The organism is Planktothrix rubescens CCAP 1459/22, assembly GCA_904830895.1.
Taxonomy (GTDB): Bacteria; Cyanobacteriota; Cyanobacteriia; order Cyanobacteriales; family Microcoleaceae; genus Planktothrix; species Planktothrix agardhii.
On record LR882958.1, the window covers coordinates 4,779,133 to 4,795,976 of the forward strand.

Genomic DNA, 16,844 nt, shown 5'->3' on the forward strand with positions numbered 1-16,844 from the left:
TAGACTTGGTTTAGTAGTTAAACAACTGTTTAATAATCAGGATAAAACATTTACCCAAAAAAGTCAAGCAGTTATCTAACTGTTTGACTTTGGATGCAAAGGAGTTAGAATAGAAATAATACAGCATCCGTGTCAAGTGGTTGATACCGATGGAAATATAGCTCTAGTTTAAACCCATTATGTCCGACTCCTGCGAAAATCTCCATACCTATTCACCTTTAACCGTAACCATCAGTGATACGGAAAAACGAGCTAAAATATTTGCAGCTTTAGGTGATCCAACGAGATTGCGAATAATTGAGATGTTAGCACGACAAGAGGAAATGAGTGGCTCTAAGGTGGCATCCCGGGCAGGAATTAGTTTGGCTTTGTTTTGTCACCATTCTAAAATTTTAGCAGAAGCGGGATTAATTCAAATTAGAAAAGACGGGCAAACCAAGTATAATTCGATTAATTGGAATGTCTTAGAGGAGTGTTTTCAAGGGTTAATGCGGTCGGAATTTAAAAAGGAGTAATGCTTATGCAAGTATGGTGCAATCTTTTTCTCCGGTGCTCCCTATTCCCTATTCCCTATTCCCTATTCCCTGTTCCCTATTCCCCGCTATAACTGATTTCCTGGTAAAACGGTAAAATCATTGTAAAATCGCTTCCCTCTCCTACCTCAGAACTACAGGTTAAGGTTCCCCCATGTTTATCAACAATAATAGCATAGGTAATTGCCAATCCTAAACCCGTGCCTTGTCCCACAGGTTTTGTGGTAAAAAATTGATCAAAACTGCGACGAATTACTTCTGGGGACATCCCAATTCCATTATCACCAATATTAATCATTAATTGAGATTTATCGGTGTGAGGTTCAATTTTAATAGTAATTTTAGGGATAAATTCTTTCTCTGATGTGGTCTGATTTTTTGACGTTATGACTTTACTTTCAATCGCATCAATAGCATTATTCAATAAGTGAATAAAAACTTGATTAATTTCACTAGCATAGCATTCAATAGTCGATAATTTATCGTAATCTCGAATCACTTGAATTTCAGGACGATGGGAGGTAGATTTGAAGCGATGACTTAACAGCATTAATGTACTTTCAATTCCTTCTTTGAGGTCTACGGTTTTTAATTGTGCTTCATCCAGTCGAGAAAATACTCGCAATGATCGTACTAAATCTCGAATTCGATTTGCACCGACTTCCATTGAGGATAAAAGGTGAGGAAGGTCATTTTTCAAAAATTCTAAATCAATTTCTTCAGACCATTGTTCAAGTTCAGGAATATGCGGTGGGAGATACTGTTCATAAAGTTTAATGGTTTTGAGTAAATCTCCCACATATTGTTGAGCATAAAAGATATTTCCATAAATAAAATTAATCGGATTATTAATTTCATGGGCGACACCCCCGACTAACTGACCAAGAGAAGACATTTTTTCAGTTTGAATTAACTGAAGCTGCATTTTTCTTAATTGTAAATGCACATTAATTCGGGCTAATACTTCTTCCGGTTCTATGGGTTTAGTAATATAATCTACTCCTCCCACTTGTAACCCTTTAACTTTATTAACTAACTCACTGAGAGCGGTCATAAAAATCACGGGAATATCCTTAGTTTTAGGATTTTGTTTTAACTGACGGCAAGTTTCAAAGCCATCAATTCCCGGCATCATCACATCTAATAAAATTAAATCCGGTAAGGTGTCTTGAAGTTTTAGTAAAGCATTTTCTCCACTTTTGGCAATAGAAACTCTAAAGCCAGATTGATTTAAAATATCCAATAATAACTTAACATTAGTCAAATTATCATCAACAATTAAAATAGAATAGGAATAGGAATTTTTCATGGATTATTAATTATTAATATAGGGTTGAATAAAGTGGATAATTTGTTCGTCTTCAAAGGTTTCAGCCAATTGAATCATATAATCAGCAAAAGCAGTATATTGAGTATCTAACAGTTTAATCCGATTAGCTTCATTTTGAATATCTAAAATATAACCTCCCTTGGCAAAATTATACAAGTTAATCAGTTCTTGAGAAGGAGGAATAATTAAAGAACTAACAGACACAGGTGATCTTGATTTGTATACTACTGGCTCTGAACTTTCGTAAATCCAGGTTAATTTTAACATTTCTTGGAGTTGATTTAATAAAACTTCTTCTTGTATGGGTTTAGATAGAAACCCATTACAACCCGCCTTTAAACATTCTTCTTGATCTGCACTAAATACAGAAGCAGAAGAAGCAATAATAATTAGATCATAAAATTCGGGATCGGTTCTTAATTGTCGAGTCATTTCTAAGCCCCCCAGAATAGGCATCATTAAATCAGTAATTACGACATTAGGATACAATTGTTTAACTTTTTCTAATCCTTCTTGTCCCTGGGTTGCTTCGATGAGTTCAAAGCCGAGGGGTTCCAATAAATTAACCATAACGGATCTATTTTCCCAGCGATCATCTACAATCAAAATGGTCTGTTTTTCTCCTTGATAACCGACAATTTTTTGTGAAGTTTCAGTTTTCTTAATCGGTTGATCTTTGGCTGCGGGTAAATTGACATCAAACCAGAATTTGCTCCCAACTCCTGGAATACTCTTAACATTAATTTTGCCTGCCATCATTTCTACAATTTGATTACTAATGGCTAATCCCAATCCAGTTCCTTCGGCTTTTCTGGCGTGTTCTCCTACCTGTTCAAAGGGTAAAAATATTTTTTGAATTTGTTCAGAGGTCATCCCAATTCCCGTATCCTCAATTTTAAACCTTATCATATACATTTTGATAGAATCAGATTCGATTGATTCCGATAAAACCTTGACTTCAAAACAAACCGACCCGGTATCAGTAAATTTAATTGCATTTCCTAATAGATTTAATAAAACCTGACGCAACCGCTTTTCATCAGCATAAATTCCTTCGGGTAAAGAAGTTAAAGATTGATAAGTAAATTGTAATTCTTTTTGTTCAGCTTTCAGGCGACAAACTTCTATAATTCCCCATAAACAATGTTCTAAATTAAAATCTACAGGATAGAGTTCTAGTTTACGCGCTTCGATTTTAGAAAAATCTAAAATATCATTAATTAGGGTTAATAAATGAGAACCACACTCATAAATAATATGGAGTCCTTGTCGGTGTTTAGGAGTTAGAGTTGGTTCCCGTTGTAGAATTTGAGCATAGCCTAAAATCCCATTTAAGGGAGTGCGGAGTTCATGGCTCATATTAGCCAAAAATTCACTTTTAGCTTGGTTAGCAGATTCGGCATCTTCTTTCGCGGCTTGGAGTTGTGCTGTACGTTCTTCTACCCGTTGTTCTAAAGTTTCATTGGAAGTGGCTAAAATCGTAAAGGATTGTTGTAATTGTTGAGCCATTTGGTTAAAAGAATCCCCCAGAAGCATGATTTCTTTAATACCTTTAATCCGAATTTTTTGTCTGAGATTTCCACTGGCAATTTCCCGGGAAGCAATACTCAAATCCATGATTTTTTGGGTAATCCAACGGGAGGTTAATAGTCCAAATATCATAGCAATTCCCAGGGCAATTAAACAAAGAATAATGGTTTTTTGAGTATTCGCATTAATTTGCCCCATAAAATCGGATTCTGGAATTACCACGACAATTAACCAATCTAAACCCCATTGATCTTTCCAAGGACTAATATTGACAAATTGACGTTGATTATTGATTTGAATATGTAGAGATTGAGTTGTAGTAATTGAGTAAGTTTGACCAAATTTTTGAGTGATAGTATTAAAGGTTTCTCGAATTAGTGGATCTTGACTATCAGCAGCATTCAGTCGTTTTGCCACACCATCAACCATTTGATAAGGAGGTTTAGACGATGAACTTGCCACCAAAAGTCCGTTACGTTCTAAAATAAATATTTGTCCAGAGTTACTGGTTTTTAAATTTTTTAAAAATTCACTAATTTGTGATAAGCGTAAATTAGAAATCAAGACAGCAATTAAATTATTGCTATCATTATATAGGGGATAACTGGCGGAAATAGAGACAATATCGGGAAAATTATCCCATTGATAAATTTTACTCCAAATCGGTTTTTTTGCCCGAACTGCATCGGTATAAGCGGCTTCACTGCGGGGATTATAATTATCAAAAGATCCCATTAATTTAGTTCTATTCCCATGGGGATCTGTTGCATAAATATTAGAATTCCATTCGGTTTTAGGAGAAAGTTCATCAATAGTAGCTTTATTCAAATCTAAAAAATATCCGGCTCCGGCATATTCTCCCGTAGGTAATACATAATAAACGTAACCCACATCAAAGGCTTGAAGTTGTCTCCAAAAATAATGCCCAACTTCAGAATAATTGGTCAGATCTAATAACCCTAATTCAACAGCATCGGCATTAATTTTATTAATTTTATGGGGTGTAGAAAGATAATTATTTAAGTGTTGTTCGATCCGAGAACTAACTTCATTTTCAATTTCTTGTGCGAGTTTATTAATAGCTTTTTCTCCATGATTGAAAGTTAACCAACCTGTCAAACCAACAGCAATAGAAATTTCTAATAAAAAAGGAACTACAAGTGCCAAACTTAGGGGAATTCCTTGGGATTTATGCGATCGACGAAAGATGGGAAAGAATGATAATATCATAGTAATAAAAGCAGTTAACTTAAGGAGAATTTTGCAACTCTGGTGTTAAGCTGCGAAAGTCAAATTGCGATGCACCCGGATGACAACTGATGCAACTATTCACCGTCAAAGGTTGGGAAAGATCAACCCGGGGATGGAGGGCTTTAAAATAACGGGAACGATTAAAACGATAGGGGATGGTCTCATCCTTGAGAGCAATGGGACGGGAATAGGTCTGGAGATATTTCCACATTAACAATAATGATGGCCCTTCTAAGGGTTGCAGCGTTGCACCATAATGTTCTGGATCTTGAATCACTTGCTGCCAAGTTTGGGTGGGAAATACCTGGGGTGGGATAGCAATATGACAGCTTGAACAGGTGTTGAGATAAAGTTCATGTCCCAGTTTATATGCGGGTTGAATACTGTCCACACTGCCGATCTGATTGGGGCTAGGCGCGTTTTCAGCCAGGACTACTGGGGAGACTAAAGGGGGTGTTTGTGTTATCCCCAAGGCAATACCGATACTCCACAGCCCGACTATTACAATTAATACCCAGGAAGGAGAACGTCCCTTTTGCTTTTGAATTCTGTTTTGACTTAAAAAACCCATAACCAAGACAAATGATCTGGCAACATCACTGAAATCCTAGCTCAGATTAGCACTGTTTTTGGAGACTTTCAGTTAATTCAGGTTTAAGATCATGCCTTCCCTAGCAACAACCCCGTTGGGAAAAACAGCCTGAACTTGGGCTTCAATTTGATTCAGAATTTCATCGGTATGGGATGGATCATGTTGATACATAACCACCTGCTTGACTCCAGCTTTTTTGGCGACTTCTACACCAATTTCCCAGGTGGAATGTCCCCAACCAATTCTAGGCAATTCGTGATTGTGATATTCTTCGTTGGTATAGGTGGCATCATAAATAAAAACATCTGCGTCCCTGGCCAGATGTAAAACATTTTTATCGAAGTGATCGGGAAAATGTTCGGTATCGGTACAATAAACCGCCGTCTTTCCTTGCCAAGTAACTCGATATCCCACCGCCCCATTGGGATGATTCAGGGGTGCGGTTTCAATTTTGATATCATCTAAAGTTAATGTATCTCCCGGAAATAGGTCATAGAACTTCATGTCTGACTGCATGACCTGGATAGGGACAGGAAAATTGGGGTGAACCATCTGATCACAGAGACGATCTTTGATGGTACTGCCATCCGGTGCGATCGCCCCATAAATATGAAAACGATTAATTGGAATAAAAGCGGGAACGAAAAAGGGAAATCCCTGGATATGATCCCAATGGGTATGGGAAAAAAACATATAGGCTTCCACGGGCATTTGTCTGAGCAGATCCATTCCCAAGACTCTTAAGCCTGTACCTGCATCAAAAATTAAGCGTTTTTCACCCAAGCGCATTTCCACACAGGAGGTATTTCCTCCGTATTCAACCGTTTGCGATCCAGGCGTGGGTATACTGCCCCGCACCCCCCAGAATCTTACGGAAAAATCAGTTTCAGAGTTCTTGTCCATGGGGGTTGCTTGATCATAAGAATGTGGGTTCTGGGCTGAAGGATCAGAAACTGGCATCGTTTGTTTTAGCCTTGGACGTAGAAGGTTGACTCAGCCTACAATTGAAAAGGCATGGAATTGACATCCTCCCCGCCATAAACGGACGGTGATTCCCAAACCTCACGATTTAGGTTTCTGCTTCTTAGCAACTGCCTCTACCCACAAGGAGTTTTCTGGTCTTATGTTCGCTCCACAGACTATCCCCGCAAGCCCTGCGGTTCTTATGTGTCGAAGTCTCAAAAAGAGAATTCTTAAGTTTGTGTTGATTCTAGGGGTGGACTGCCCATTGCCCTATCCTCTTTTCCCTGTCTACCGATTTGTCTGCGCCGCCAGTACAACTGGGCTTCGCTCGTTAGGCTGTCTGAATCCATCGTCACGGGTGGGTCAGTGACCATCCACATTCTAACACAAAGCCGTCGTAGAACCACGGGGTTTCTACCCATTTTTTCGATAAATCTTAGCGTAGAGTAGTGTTTGGTGCATCTTAAACAATTATGAATTACGAATTAATAATTACGATAAGACACAATTCGTAATTCGTAATTCGTAACTCGTAATTAATTTCGTAATTCATAATTTGTAATTCACTGTTTACTGGCGGCTTTAATCCCTTTTTCTACTAGGGGCCCAACCTGATCCACATCCTGCCAACCCAGAATTTCAGTGACTTTCCGTTCTAGGTTTTTATAGGTTCGGAAAAATTCAGCAATTTCTTCTAGGCGATGATGGGGAATATCTTTAAGAGATTTTACATCTGCGTAGCGTGGATCGGCTGCGGGAACACAAAGAATTTTTTCATCCCGATCGCCACCATCGATCATTTCTAAAAACCCAACGGGTCGGGCTGCGATCACACAACCGGGAAAGGTGGGTTGATCCATAATCACTAAACCATCTAAGGGATCTCCGTCTTCCCCTAGGGTATTGGGAATGAAGCCATAATCAAAGGGATATTGGACAGAGGCAAACAAAACCCGATCAAGGGCAAAGGCTTGTAACTCTTTATCGTATTCGTATTTGTTTTTGCTTCCGGCGGGAATCTCAATCAAAACGTTAATTAAACCCGGTTTGGGTTGGGGTACAATCTTCGATAAATCCACGAATCGTTCTCCAAACTTTAGATAATCATCAACATCGGGGAAAGCTCCCCTCTAATATTCTAAAGGGGATGGGGATTTCCTCCAAGGGGGTTGGGCTGTTTGCCACCGAGATCAATTCAGTATCCCCATTTAACCAGCGCCGATTCCCCGACCATTTTGATTAAACTCTATAACAGTTTGTTCTGATAATTCATGGGTTGTGATTGCCCTTAAGATTTCTAAGGGTAAGGTTAAATGATGGGCTCCGGCTTGTAGGGTGGCAGCGGCTTCCTGGGGGGATTTAATACTGGCGGCTAATATTTTAGTCGGACTTCCTGTTAATATGTCGTTCATTTGTTTGACTAATTCAATACCATCCCCTAATAATCGAGTTGCCCGATTCACATAGGCGATCGCATATTTGGCCCCCGATTCCATCGCTACAGCAGCTTGGGCGGCACTATAAATGGCAGTCACAGAACAGGGAATTTCGGCAGATAAATAGGCAACTGTTTGAAATCCTACGGAAGTCGCTGGAATTTTTAAAACCGTTTGTTCTCCTAGTAATTCAAAGGCTTTTTTTCCTTCCCTTACCATTCCCTGAAAATCCGATGCCATTAATTGATAATAGATTTCCCCCGAAATTAATTGTTTTAACTGTTTTAAGGTTTCTTCAGGAGATAATTCACTTTTTGCCAATAAAGTAGGATTGGTTGTAAGTCCTTTCACCCATCCCCAATCTTTAACTATTTGTGCTTCTGAAATAATTGCCGAATCCAAATATAAAGCCATAGATTTAATTTTTTTTAGGTGTTGGTTTTTATAGAGCTAGGGAACACCGGAACACCGGAACACCGGAACACCGGAATAGGGAATAGGGAATAGTAAGTTATGCCCCTTGTTACAAGGTTTAGTATTATCCTATAACTCTCAACTGATAACTCTCAACTGATAACTCTCAACTGATAACTCTCAACTGATAACTCTCAACTGATAACTCTCAACTGATAACTCTCAACTGATAACTCTCAACTGATAACTCTCAACTGATAACTGATAACTGATTCATGACATTCCTTCAAATGGCCCTAAAAATGTCGGTTTGGGGCGAACAATATGCAGTTCTAGGATAGCTTTAATTACCGCTAAAATTTCTCTTTGGGTATAGAATCTCATGGAATCATCCTGAAATTTTCCCCAGTCTGGTGTTCCTAGACCTACCGAGTCTATACCCAATTTGTTACAGGTGTAAACCGCCCGGGGAAGATGATATTTTTGAGTAATTAAAACCGCCTTTTCTATGCCAAAAATTGCTCTAGCCCGATAACAACTTTCATAGGTACTAAATCCAGCATAATCTAACTTAATATCCTTATTTGGAACTCCCAAACGTTCTGCATATTGCTGCATTGCCACCACTTCATTATATTCGGGAGTCCCATTATCCCCCGTCATTAATATTTTATGAACTCGCCCCAAACGATATAATTTTACCGCCCCTTCTACCCGATCTGCTAACATAGGTGTCGGGGTTCCATCCGCCCAAACTCCTGCCCCAAACACAATTGCTACGGGTTCATTTGGGACTGTTTCCGGTTGAGTATATCGACGATTATTCGTAACAGTTTTAATATAAATTGTTAACAAAAAAGGGACTAATACTGTTCCCAAAACCATTAATAAAATCAGAAAACGCCAGTGCAAGACAAACCATTTAGGCATAAAATTAAAGTTGACCGTGGTAGAGACAAAGTTTGGTTTAGGAATAGGGTATCAGCAAAGCGGTTATTTCTACTTCAACGGGGAACCCAATTGGGTCAAATTTAAAACATAACCCCCCGTTACCAGATAAACAGAGTTCGCCATCGCCCCCAAATGACGCACTAACGCCCCTAAACGATCGCGGAAGGTTCTACCCATGGGATAGGCGGGAACCACTCCCCATCCCGTTTCTTCGGCCACTAAGATGATATTTCCTGGAAGTTTATCTAATATTTTTAATAATTGATCTTGAGTATTTTCCCAGGTCATTTGATCTTGATCTAGCAAATTAGCTAACCAAGTTCCTAAAGAATCTACTAAAATACAAGTATCTTGACTGGATATTTTTTCTAAGGTTGCAGTTAAGTCTATCGGAACTTCTAAAATTTCCCAGGACATCGGACGACGTTCTTGATGTTTTTGAATCCTAATTTGCCATTCTTGATCCGTTGGATCTAGTTGAGATGTAGCAATATAAATCACTTGTTTTTCAGACTTTCTGGCTAAGGTTTCCGCCCATTCACTTTTTCCTGAACGGGCTGGGCCAGTTACTACTATTAATTCAGAAGGAATAATTAAAGAATTCATATTAAGTTTTCCAAAATAATTTTAATCTTGTACACAAACTCACAAATAAAGCTATAATTAAAGTGTAAGATAATCCTCGCAAAAATCCCAGGGTGGGAGTATTAGTTAGGGCTTCAATTTTAGTAGTCCAACCCTTTAATTCTAAAATCGGCCATAATAAATTAGCAAAGGCGATATAACCAATCATCGGATTTTTACCCGTATCAATGAATAACTGAAACCAGGGTTTTTGCTGAAAACCATCAATCAAAATTGTTAAGATAATTAACAGAAAAATAGCGATCGCCGTGGTAATAAAAAAATAACTCATGGTGGCGGGATCTTTTTTAATTCCTCCTTGATAGGGTTCAAAAGCTAATCCTAAAATTAACCCATACATTCCCCATTGATACATTTGATATAATAACATTTCTAGGGGATGGTTAGGTTCATTGACTAAGCGATAACCGAAAATCAATAAAATTAAACTAATTCCTGTGGTTTGGGGGAGTAAGCGAGATTGTAAACCAATAATTACATTTAAAATGATTATTCCCATGACAATCACAATTCCAATTAAGCGATATTGGTTCCAATTTTTCGGGATATCTTGATCATCAACCTCTTGATAATTAAGAATTTCTTCCCCGACAAAAGTTCCGGGGATCGCAACAAATAAATATTTTAAATACTCAAATTTATATAACCAAGGAATCGGGGATATTGATAGAATATCTGTTATCCATCCTCCGGCGGATTTCGAGAGAATTAGACCTAATAAAACTCCCAGTAACCCGATCCTAAATTGGGGATAATTTCGAGTGACTAACCAAATAAAAGAAGTAAAAATAATAATATTAGTTAATACCAATAAAATAATATCACTCCGATAGAGAGAAAATTGAGGAAATTTAGGATCATGGGGATATTGAATTTGAGTTAAAATTGCGATCGCAGCACCCCAACCCATTAAATTTAAAGCCAAATTCAACCATTTAGGAATAAACTTAGGTAATTGTACAAACATTAAAAATAATATCATAAATCCAATTAAAGCCAGTTGCCATTTTTCCGAATTAGTTTCAGGACTAATAACTGTTGGTCTAAAATGTTGTAAAACAATTGCAAAAGTTGCTAATAAAAATCCCCGTTTTAAAATTCCTATAATGATATCAAAGGTTTTCCATCCTTGAGATAACCGTCGAGATAACGCTAAAGGAATCGCTATTCCTAAAGAAAATAGAAAGATAGGAAAGACTAAATCTACCCAAGTTAGTCCAGATACTTTAGGATTAAATTGATGGTTAGGAGGTGGAAATTGGGCGTGATACATCCAAGGCGGTAAAGTTCCATTAAAAGGAATTACACCGGATAAAACCATTGCTAAAACCGCTAGTCCTCGCAAAGCATCTAAGGCATCTATTCGTTTAATATTTGATCGATATTGATATAATAATTTCATTATGGTAAACCTTATATATAGCAAGTATAAATCAGTTGTACAAATAGCTGTAAATCTAAATAATCGTAGGGAGACAGCGCGCCTATTGGTGTCAACTTAACGCTAAAAGTAAGCTAGAAAACCGAAAGTTAGTTGATTTTTTTCTAGTCTGAGACCCCCCCACCCCCCTTGGAAAAATGGGGAATGATCCCCCTACAGGCCGAATGTAGGTATTTTTTTAGGGTTAATAACCCCAAACATTATGAGTGTACAATTCATAAAAACCTCATGGGAGTGTGGAAACGAGAGCGTCTTTAGACAACAGAGAAAACACGACTCAGAGGAATTTATTCCCCTGTAAAAAAACTAAAAGGAATAAAAGTAGCCGTCTTTTCTGTGAATTTTACGACAGTATTTATAATTTATTCCTTGTATTAATCCTGGGGAAGTCGAAACATTAAAACTACCAGTAGAACGGACTGCGATTCGTCCTATATATGTTCCTATTTTCTTTCCCTGGGTGACAACGGCTTTAATGATATCACCAGTTTGGAACCCTTTAACAAATTTAAAACGAGGGATGTAAAGAGAGGGAAAACCAAATTTATCTGTTCGACACATTTGTCTTGAACCATGACCTGTTGCCTGAATCAATAAGGGTTTATTAGTTAAAACTTTAAAAGTTTTAACTTTTCCAACGCAAGCTGCATCTATCCAATGGGTTTTGGGTAGGTTTAATCGGGTGCGGTTGAATTTGGTTAAACCACCGGAACCTGTTTCAACAGGTAAACCCGTTTCTTTTAACCGATTAAACAGTGACCATCGAGTTGAATTTACGGCAGTGGCATCTTTTAAGGGTCGTTTGGCTTGGGATAAAATTCGTTTAAGAACATCAGGTTTCTTGATTAGAAATTCCTCAATACTTTGAGTTCCTTTTTTAAGATTACATTTTTCACAAGCTAAACAAAGATTGGAAATCCGATTACTACCTCCTTTAGCTTTAGGATGGATATGCTCTACTTGAAAAGGGACGTTTTCTATTCCACAGTAAGCACATTTTCTTTGCCATTTTTCCAGTAAGTATTGTCGAACCTCGTATCCCTGTAGCTCTCCTTGTTGGTATTCAATCCCTGATATTTCAGGATTTTCAAGTTGTTGTAAGTCAAATCTGACTAACTCTTGAATAATTGAACCAATGGGTGCAATCTTAATTAATTTATTCACCCAAGTTAGGTTTGTTTTAACTCGATGTTGTAAGGAAGGTGCTAACCAATCTTTTTGTCGGGTACGATTCAAAAACCGTGCCTGACGATAACGGGTATGACGATTTCTTCGGGAACGACGCAATGAACGTCGAGATTCCAGAGACATTTTAATTGCTTGACCTCGATGAGTTAATTCCGCACCCCAAATCACCTTGTTACCCTGAACTAATGCAATTCCAGTGGTTTTAGAACCGGGGTCAATTTTGAGAGTTAAATGTTCTGTTTCTGATTCAGGCTTTGACTCCTTCAAGATAATAGTAAATGGATAACGGCGATAAACAGCAGCTTGACCTTGACTCAATAACAATCGAGCTTGGGCTGGATGTAATGGGTTTTGAGGTTGTTTATTTGTGTTAATAACAAAGACGTAATTAGACATAAAATGACTCCTATTTCTAGGGTAATGTTCGCTTCGCCAATGTTTTCTGAACTTGTTAGGTTAACAACACTGTCTTACCCCTCGTAAAACTGTTTAATTGTTAACAATAGAGCTACAAACTAGCGTCGCATTTGTAGGTATTATGATTCAGAAAACGTAGCCTTCAGGCTTAGGCTGGTCAGCTAACTAAAGTTAGAGGTATGAAGCCCCGTCACTTTAGTGCGGGGTGCTGACAAGTTCCGTTGTCCATAATTTTCCCTGAAAAAAAGTTAACTTAATTACAACTTAATTTTACTCCTATTTTCTAAAATGGCAATCATTCAGTTAAAAAAATCTTGTCACTTCTGCTGTTTATGATAGAATTTGGGCAAATGCTCAACCTATTGCTACCCCCAGGGTTAAAAACGATTGAGCAGAAATACTAAAAAATGGAGTGAGGATGATCAATTTTAAAATCTTAGCATTGTCTGTTATTCTATCTACATTGGGATTTGCAACTGTCGCTCAAGCAGAAAACGAATCGGATTTGCAACAATTAAGAACTACAAATCGTTGTCCCGAATGTGATTTAAGAGGCGCAAATCTGCAACAGTTTGATCTGCGGGGGGCTAATTTATTTAAAGCTCAACTGCAAGGAGCAGATTTAAGAGGTGTTGATCTTCGCAGTGCTAATCTGAATCAAGCTAATTTATATAGTGCCGATTTAACTCAAGCTAATTTAGCATCTGCTAACCTATTTGGTGCTAATTTAAGGAATACTATATTAGAACGGGTAGATTTCCGAGAAGCCGATCTTTCCCAAGCGGATTTAGCTCAGGCAAATTTAATCAAAGCGGATTTAAGAGACGCCAGTTTAGTCGGTACAAACTTTAGCCAATCCTATCTTAACCAAGCTAATTTAGAAAATGCTGATTTGCGTAAGGCATTTTTATTTCAAACTGATTTAGAAGCAGCAAACCTTACCCGTGCTAATTTATTGGGTGCGGATTTACGCAAAGCTAATTTGGATCGGACTATTTTAGAAAATGCTAATTTAACCGCTACAATTTTAGCTGATACTAACATTGATCGGGCTAAATTATCTCAAACAACCCTCCGAGGAAGCCTGCTACAAGGCACGGATTTATCTCCTGTTGTTTGTGTAATTACAAATGTGGTTAATTGTGTGGTGGTACCGATTTCAGAACAGGTTGAAAGTCAAGAATTTCCCTTGAATTAATGTTGATCAGATAATCTAAAAAATCTAGTAGGGCGGGTTTACAAATCTTATTTGTAGGAATTATAAATTGTGATGGAACCCGCCCTACGATTAATGTTATTGTGAGGTTTTATTTAACATTTCTTGAAGTTGGAGGACGGCTTTATTATTCCCTTGTTGTGTATATAATTCTAAGGCTTTTTTCCAAGCATTATTGGCTTCGGCGGTATTGCCTTTTTTCCATAAAGATTCCCCTAAATTTTTTAAGGCTTCCGCATAGTCAGGATTAATTTCTAAGGCTTTTTGATATTGGGCGATCGCTTCATCCCATTGTCCTTGACTGGCGTGTAAAAATCCCAAAGCATTATAAGCCAGCCCATATTGAGGATTCAAACTAATAGCTTCTTGATAGACTTGAGTAGCTTCTTCTATTTTTCGTTGATAAAATAAAGAATTTCCTAAATAAAAATGATATTTAGCTTCTTTGGGTTGATTTTCTACCAATTGACGAAAAATTGCTTCAGAATCGGCATAATTTCCAGTTTGATAGAGTTGAATTGCTTGACGAAATATTGCTTGTCGAGATTCTTTCTTGTCTAACTTTTCCTGTTCCGCTTCACTGGGTTTACCCCGCAACTCGCTGGGACTGGGTAAATCGTTTTGAGCTTGTACTTTGGATGATAATACAATAATTATTCCTAAAATTATTGTTGTTATCAGGGTTAAATTTAACGGTTTATTTTTCATCTTTGTAATTGTAATCTGATGTTAAATTTTTTCTTCACAATATTCCGATAGGTTGTCATCTATCGGAATATTGATTATATTTTAATTAATGCAGAAAATGACGAATACCCGTGAAAACCATGACTAATCCTAACTCATTGGCTGCCTTAATTGAATCTTGATCTCGCATACTTCCCCCCGGTTGCACAATAGCAGAAATGCCTGCCGCCGCCGCCGTGCGAACTGAATCATCAAAGGGGAAAAAGGCATCACTTCCTAAAACCCCGCCTTGAGCGTTGTCTCCGGCTTGTTTGAGGGCAATTTCTACTGACCCGACCCGATTCATTTGTCCCGCCCCAACCCCTAATGTCGTCTGATTTTTAGTAACAACAATAGCATTAGATTTAACGTGCTTAACTATTTTCCAAGCAAACATTAATTCCTCTAATTCTTCTGGAGTAGGTTGCTTTTCTGTCACCACTTTCCAGTCCGTAGATTGTTCCACAATATCATCGGCGGTTTGGACTAAAAAACCACCTGCAATTAGTTTAATTGTTTCTTTTGGCCCTTGAGTTAAATTAGGTAAAATTAACACCCGTAGGTTAGATTTTTTCTTGAGAATTTGAGACGCTTCTGGAGTACAATCTGGGGCAACAATACACTCTAAAAAGGTTTTGCTTAAAGCCGTTGCTGTCTCTTGATCAATAGTCCGATTTAATGCTACAATTCCCCCAAAGGCAGAAATTGAATCAGCATTAAAGGCTTTTTCATAAGCTGTAGATAGACTATTGGCAACGGCAACACCGCAGGGATTTGTATGTTTTAAAATGGCGGCGGCGGGTTGATCGGGAAACTCACAAATAATCCGTCTAGCGGCTTCTAAATCGACTAAATTATTATAACTTAAGGGTTTACCTTGTAAAATTTGACCCGATGCCCAACCTGTGGGTTGAGTTCCGGTTTGATACCAAGCCGCAGGTTGATGGGGATTTTCGCCATATCTTAAGGATTGAATTTGAGTTCCTGCTAAGACAAAACTTTGGGGTAAGGGAGATTCAGAATTGAGTTCTTGTTGTTCTAAATAGGCTGCGATCGCGCTATCATAAGCTCCCGTATGTTGAAATGCTTTTAAGGCAGAATGTTGACGAAATTCTAAAGAAATTTCCCCATTTTTTTGCTTGAATTCTTCTAAATAAGATCCATATTGTTCGGGATTACATAATACAGTTAAATGGGCATAATTTTTAGCCGATGCCCGTAATAAAGTTGGGCCGCCAATATCAATATTTTCAATCGCGTCTGCTAAACTTACATCGGGTTTAGCAATAGTTTGTTCAAAGGGATAAAGATTAACTACGACTAAATCAATAGCACGAATATTATGGGTTTCTAACTCACTTAAATCTTGAGGAACATCTCGACGGGCTAAAATTCCGCCATGAATGCGAGGATGGAGGGTTTTAACTCGTCCGCCTAAAATCTCAGGAAATCCCGTATAATCAGAGACTTTAGTAACAGCAAGTCCGGCCGCTTTTAAAGCTGTTGCTGTACCGCCACTACTAATTAAGTCGAAACCCAATTCTTCAACTAGGTTTTTAGCAAACTCAATCAGTCCTCGTTTATCAGATACACTCAATAAAGCTAAACGGGCCATTGGGCAAAACTCCGAATTCAAAAACAACAATCTACCATTGTTGCACCTACTGGCTCAATTTCTGTTCCTACCCATTGCCACCAATAACAAAACCGAACTCAAGAATTTAATTTGTAAGTTGTGGATGTTTTGGTCAGTGAAATCCGCTAGAATAGGATCAAGAAACGTAAAAACACTCTCAAAAATCCCTATATTCTAGCTTTTAATAGCCAAAATTAAAAATGACTACAGTGATGATTGTCGATGATAGCAACGCTCTCCGAGAGATAATTGCTAAGATGTTGCGAGACAGTGGGATGGAGGTGATCTCAGCCGAAGATGGAGTTCAAGCCTTAGAAAAAATTGAACAGGTCACACAACTGGATTTAGTGGTATTAGATATTGTTATGCCCAATATGAACGGCTATGAGTTGTGTCGCCATATTAAAAAAAATCCCAAAACCCAGAATATTCCCGTAGTTATGTGTTCTAGTAAAAGTGAGGACTTTGATCGCATCTGGGGAATCAGACAAGGGGCTGATGCCTATATTTCCAAACCTTTCCGTCCCGAAGAACTGTTGAGTACAATAAAACAACTCCTACCGAGGTAGGAATCA

At 38.0% G+C, this 16,844-nt stretch carries 16 protein-coding genes; 3 read left to right on the plus strand and 13 right to left on the minus strand.

The genetic code is table 11. The annotated features are described in order from the left end of the window. The first annotated feature begins 179 nt into the window (after nucleotides 1–179). The gene (locus NMG86_RS21640) at nucleotides 180–515 is read left to right on the plus strand and encodes an ArsR/SmtB family transcription factor (protein WP_043937722.1); all 336 of its coding nucleotides are present in this window, start codon (nucleotides 180–182) and stop codon (nucleotides 513–515) included. Between the two features lie 76 nt (nucleotides 516–591). Here NMG86_RS21640 and NMG86_RS21645 read toward each other — a convergent pair whose 3' ends face one another. From NMG86_RS21645 to iscB, 11 genes are all read right to left on the minus strand, one after another. Continuing rightward, entirely contained in the window at nucleotides 592–1,842 is a 1,251-nt protein-coding gene (locus tag NMG86_RS21645; protein ID WP_026787633.1) for a sensor histidine kinase, read from the minus strand. Nucleotides 1,843–1,848: 6 nt separating this feature from the next. Further along, nucleotides 1,849–4,623, minus strand: coding sequence for a hybrid sensor histidine kinase/response regulator (locus NMG86_RS21650; protein WP_043937723.1), 2,775 nt, complete (start codon nucleotides 4,621–4,623; stop codon nucleotides 1,849–1,851). A 19-nt stretch (nucleotides 4,624–4,642) separates the two neighbouring features. Beyond that, complete coding sequence (locus NMG86_RS21655) at nucleotides 4,643–5,215, minus strand: hypothetical protein (RefSeq protein WP_026787635.1); 573 nt, start codon at nucleotides 5,213–5,215, stop codon at nucleotides 4,643–4,645. A 72-nt stretch (nucleotides 5,216–5,287) separates the two neighbouring features. Further along, nucleotides 5,288–6,196 carry an MBL fold metallo-hydrolase gene (locus NMG86_RS21660; protein ID WP_026787636.1) on the minus strand — a complete coding sequence of 303 codons (909 nt, stop codon included), beginning with the start codon at nucleotides 6,194–6,196 and terminating at the stop codon, nucleotides 5,288–5,290. A gap of 233 nt (nucleotides 6,197–6,429) precedes the next feature. After that, nucleotides 6,430–6,621 (minus strand): hypothetical protein, encoded by a 192-nt coding sequence (locus NMG86_RS21665; protein ID WP_141292899.1) that lies wholly within the window; start codon nucleotides 6,619–6,621, stop codon nucleotides 6,430–6,432. A 141-nt stretch (nucleotides 6,622–6,762) separates the two neighbouring features. Beyond that, entirely contained in the window at nucleotides 6,763–7,278 is a 516-nt protein-coding gene (locus NMG86_RS21670) for an inorganic diphosphatase (protein WP_026787637.1), read from the minus strand. Nucleotides 7,279–7,407: 129 nt separating this feature from the next. After that, a complete protein-coding gene (locus tag NMG86_RS21675; RefSeq protein WP_026787638.1) occupies nucleotides 7,408–8,049 on the minus strand; it encodes a transaldolase family protein in 642 nt (213 codons plus the stop codon). 273 nt (nucleotides 8,050–8,322) lie between these two features. Further along, complete coding sequence (locus NMG86_RS21680) at nucleotides 8,323–8,979, minus strand: SanA/YdcF family protein (protein WP_026787639.1); 657 nt, start codon at nucleotides 8,977–8,979, stop codon at nucleotides 8,323–8,325. Nucleotides 8,980–9,048: 69 nt separating this feature from the next. Then, complete coding sequence (cobU, locus tag NMG86_RS21685) at nucleotides 9,049–9,606, minus strand: bifunctional adenosylcobinamide kinase/adenosylcobinamide-phosphate guanylyltransferase (protein ID WP_026796482.1); 558 nt, start codon at nucleotides 9,604–9,606, stop codon at nucleotides 9,049–9,051. A 1-nt stretch (nucleotide 9,607) separates the two neighbouring features. Next, entirely contained in the window at nucleotides 9,608–11,047 is a 1,440-nt protein-coding gene (locus NMG86_RS21690) for a DUF5009 domain-containing protein (protein ID WP_026796483.1), read from the minus strand. Nucleotides 11,048–11,392: 345 nt separating this feature from the next. After that, nucleotides 11,393–12,670 carry an RNA-guided endonuclease IscB gene (iscB, locus tag NMG86_RS21695; protein WP_026796484.1) on the minus strand — a complete coding sequence of 426 codons (1,278 nt, stop codon included), beginning with the start codon at nucleotides 12,668–12,670 and terminating at the stop codon, nucleotides 11,393–11,395. Nucleotides 12,671–13,109: 439 nt separating this feature from the next. Here iscB and NMG86_RS21700 point away from each other — a divergent pair, with 439 nt between their 5' ends. Next, a complete protein-coding gene (locus NMG86_RS21700; RefSeq protein WP_043939028.1) occupies nucleotides 13,110–13,889 on the plus strand; it encodes a pentapeptide repeat-containing protein in 780 nt (259 codons plus the stop codon). 96 nt (nucleotides 13,890–13,985) lie between these two features. On the opposite strand, the gene NMG86_RS21705 is transcribed toward NMG86_RS21700, so the two are convergent. Continuing rightward, the gene (locus tag NMG86_RS21705; RefSeq protein ID WP_026796485.1) at nucleotides 13,986–14,615 is read right to left on the minus strand and encodes a tetratricopeptide repeat protein; all 630 of its coding nucleotides are present in this window, start codon (nucleotides 14,613–14,615) and stop codon (nucleotides 13,986–13,988) included. 85 nt (nucleotides 14,616–14,700) lie between these two features. Beyond that, nucleotides 14,701–16,248 (minus strand): bifunctional phosphoribosylaminoimidazolecarboxamide formyltransferase/IMP cyclohydrolase, encoded by a 1,548-nt coding sequence (gene purH, locus NMG86_RS21710; RefSeq protein WP_026796486.1) that lies wholly within the window; start codon nucleotides 16,246–16,248, stop codon nucleotides 14,701–14,703. 221 nt (nucleotides 16,249–16,469) lie between these two features. On the opposite strand from purH, the gene NMG86_RS21715 reads away from it, so the two are divergent. Then, nucleotides 16,470–16,838 (plus strand): response regulator, encoded by a 369-nt coding sequence (locus tag NMG86_RS21715; RefSeq protein ID WP_026787647.1) that lies wholly within the window; start codon nucleotides 16,470–16,472, stop codon nucleotides 16,836–16,838. Nucleotides 16,839–16,844 lie beyond the last annotated feature (6 nt).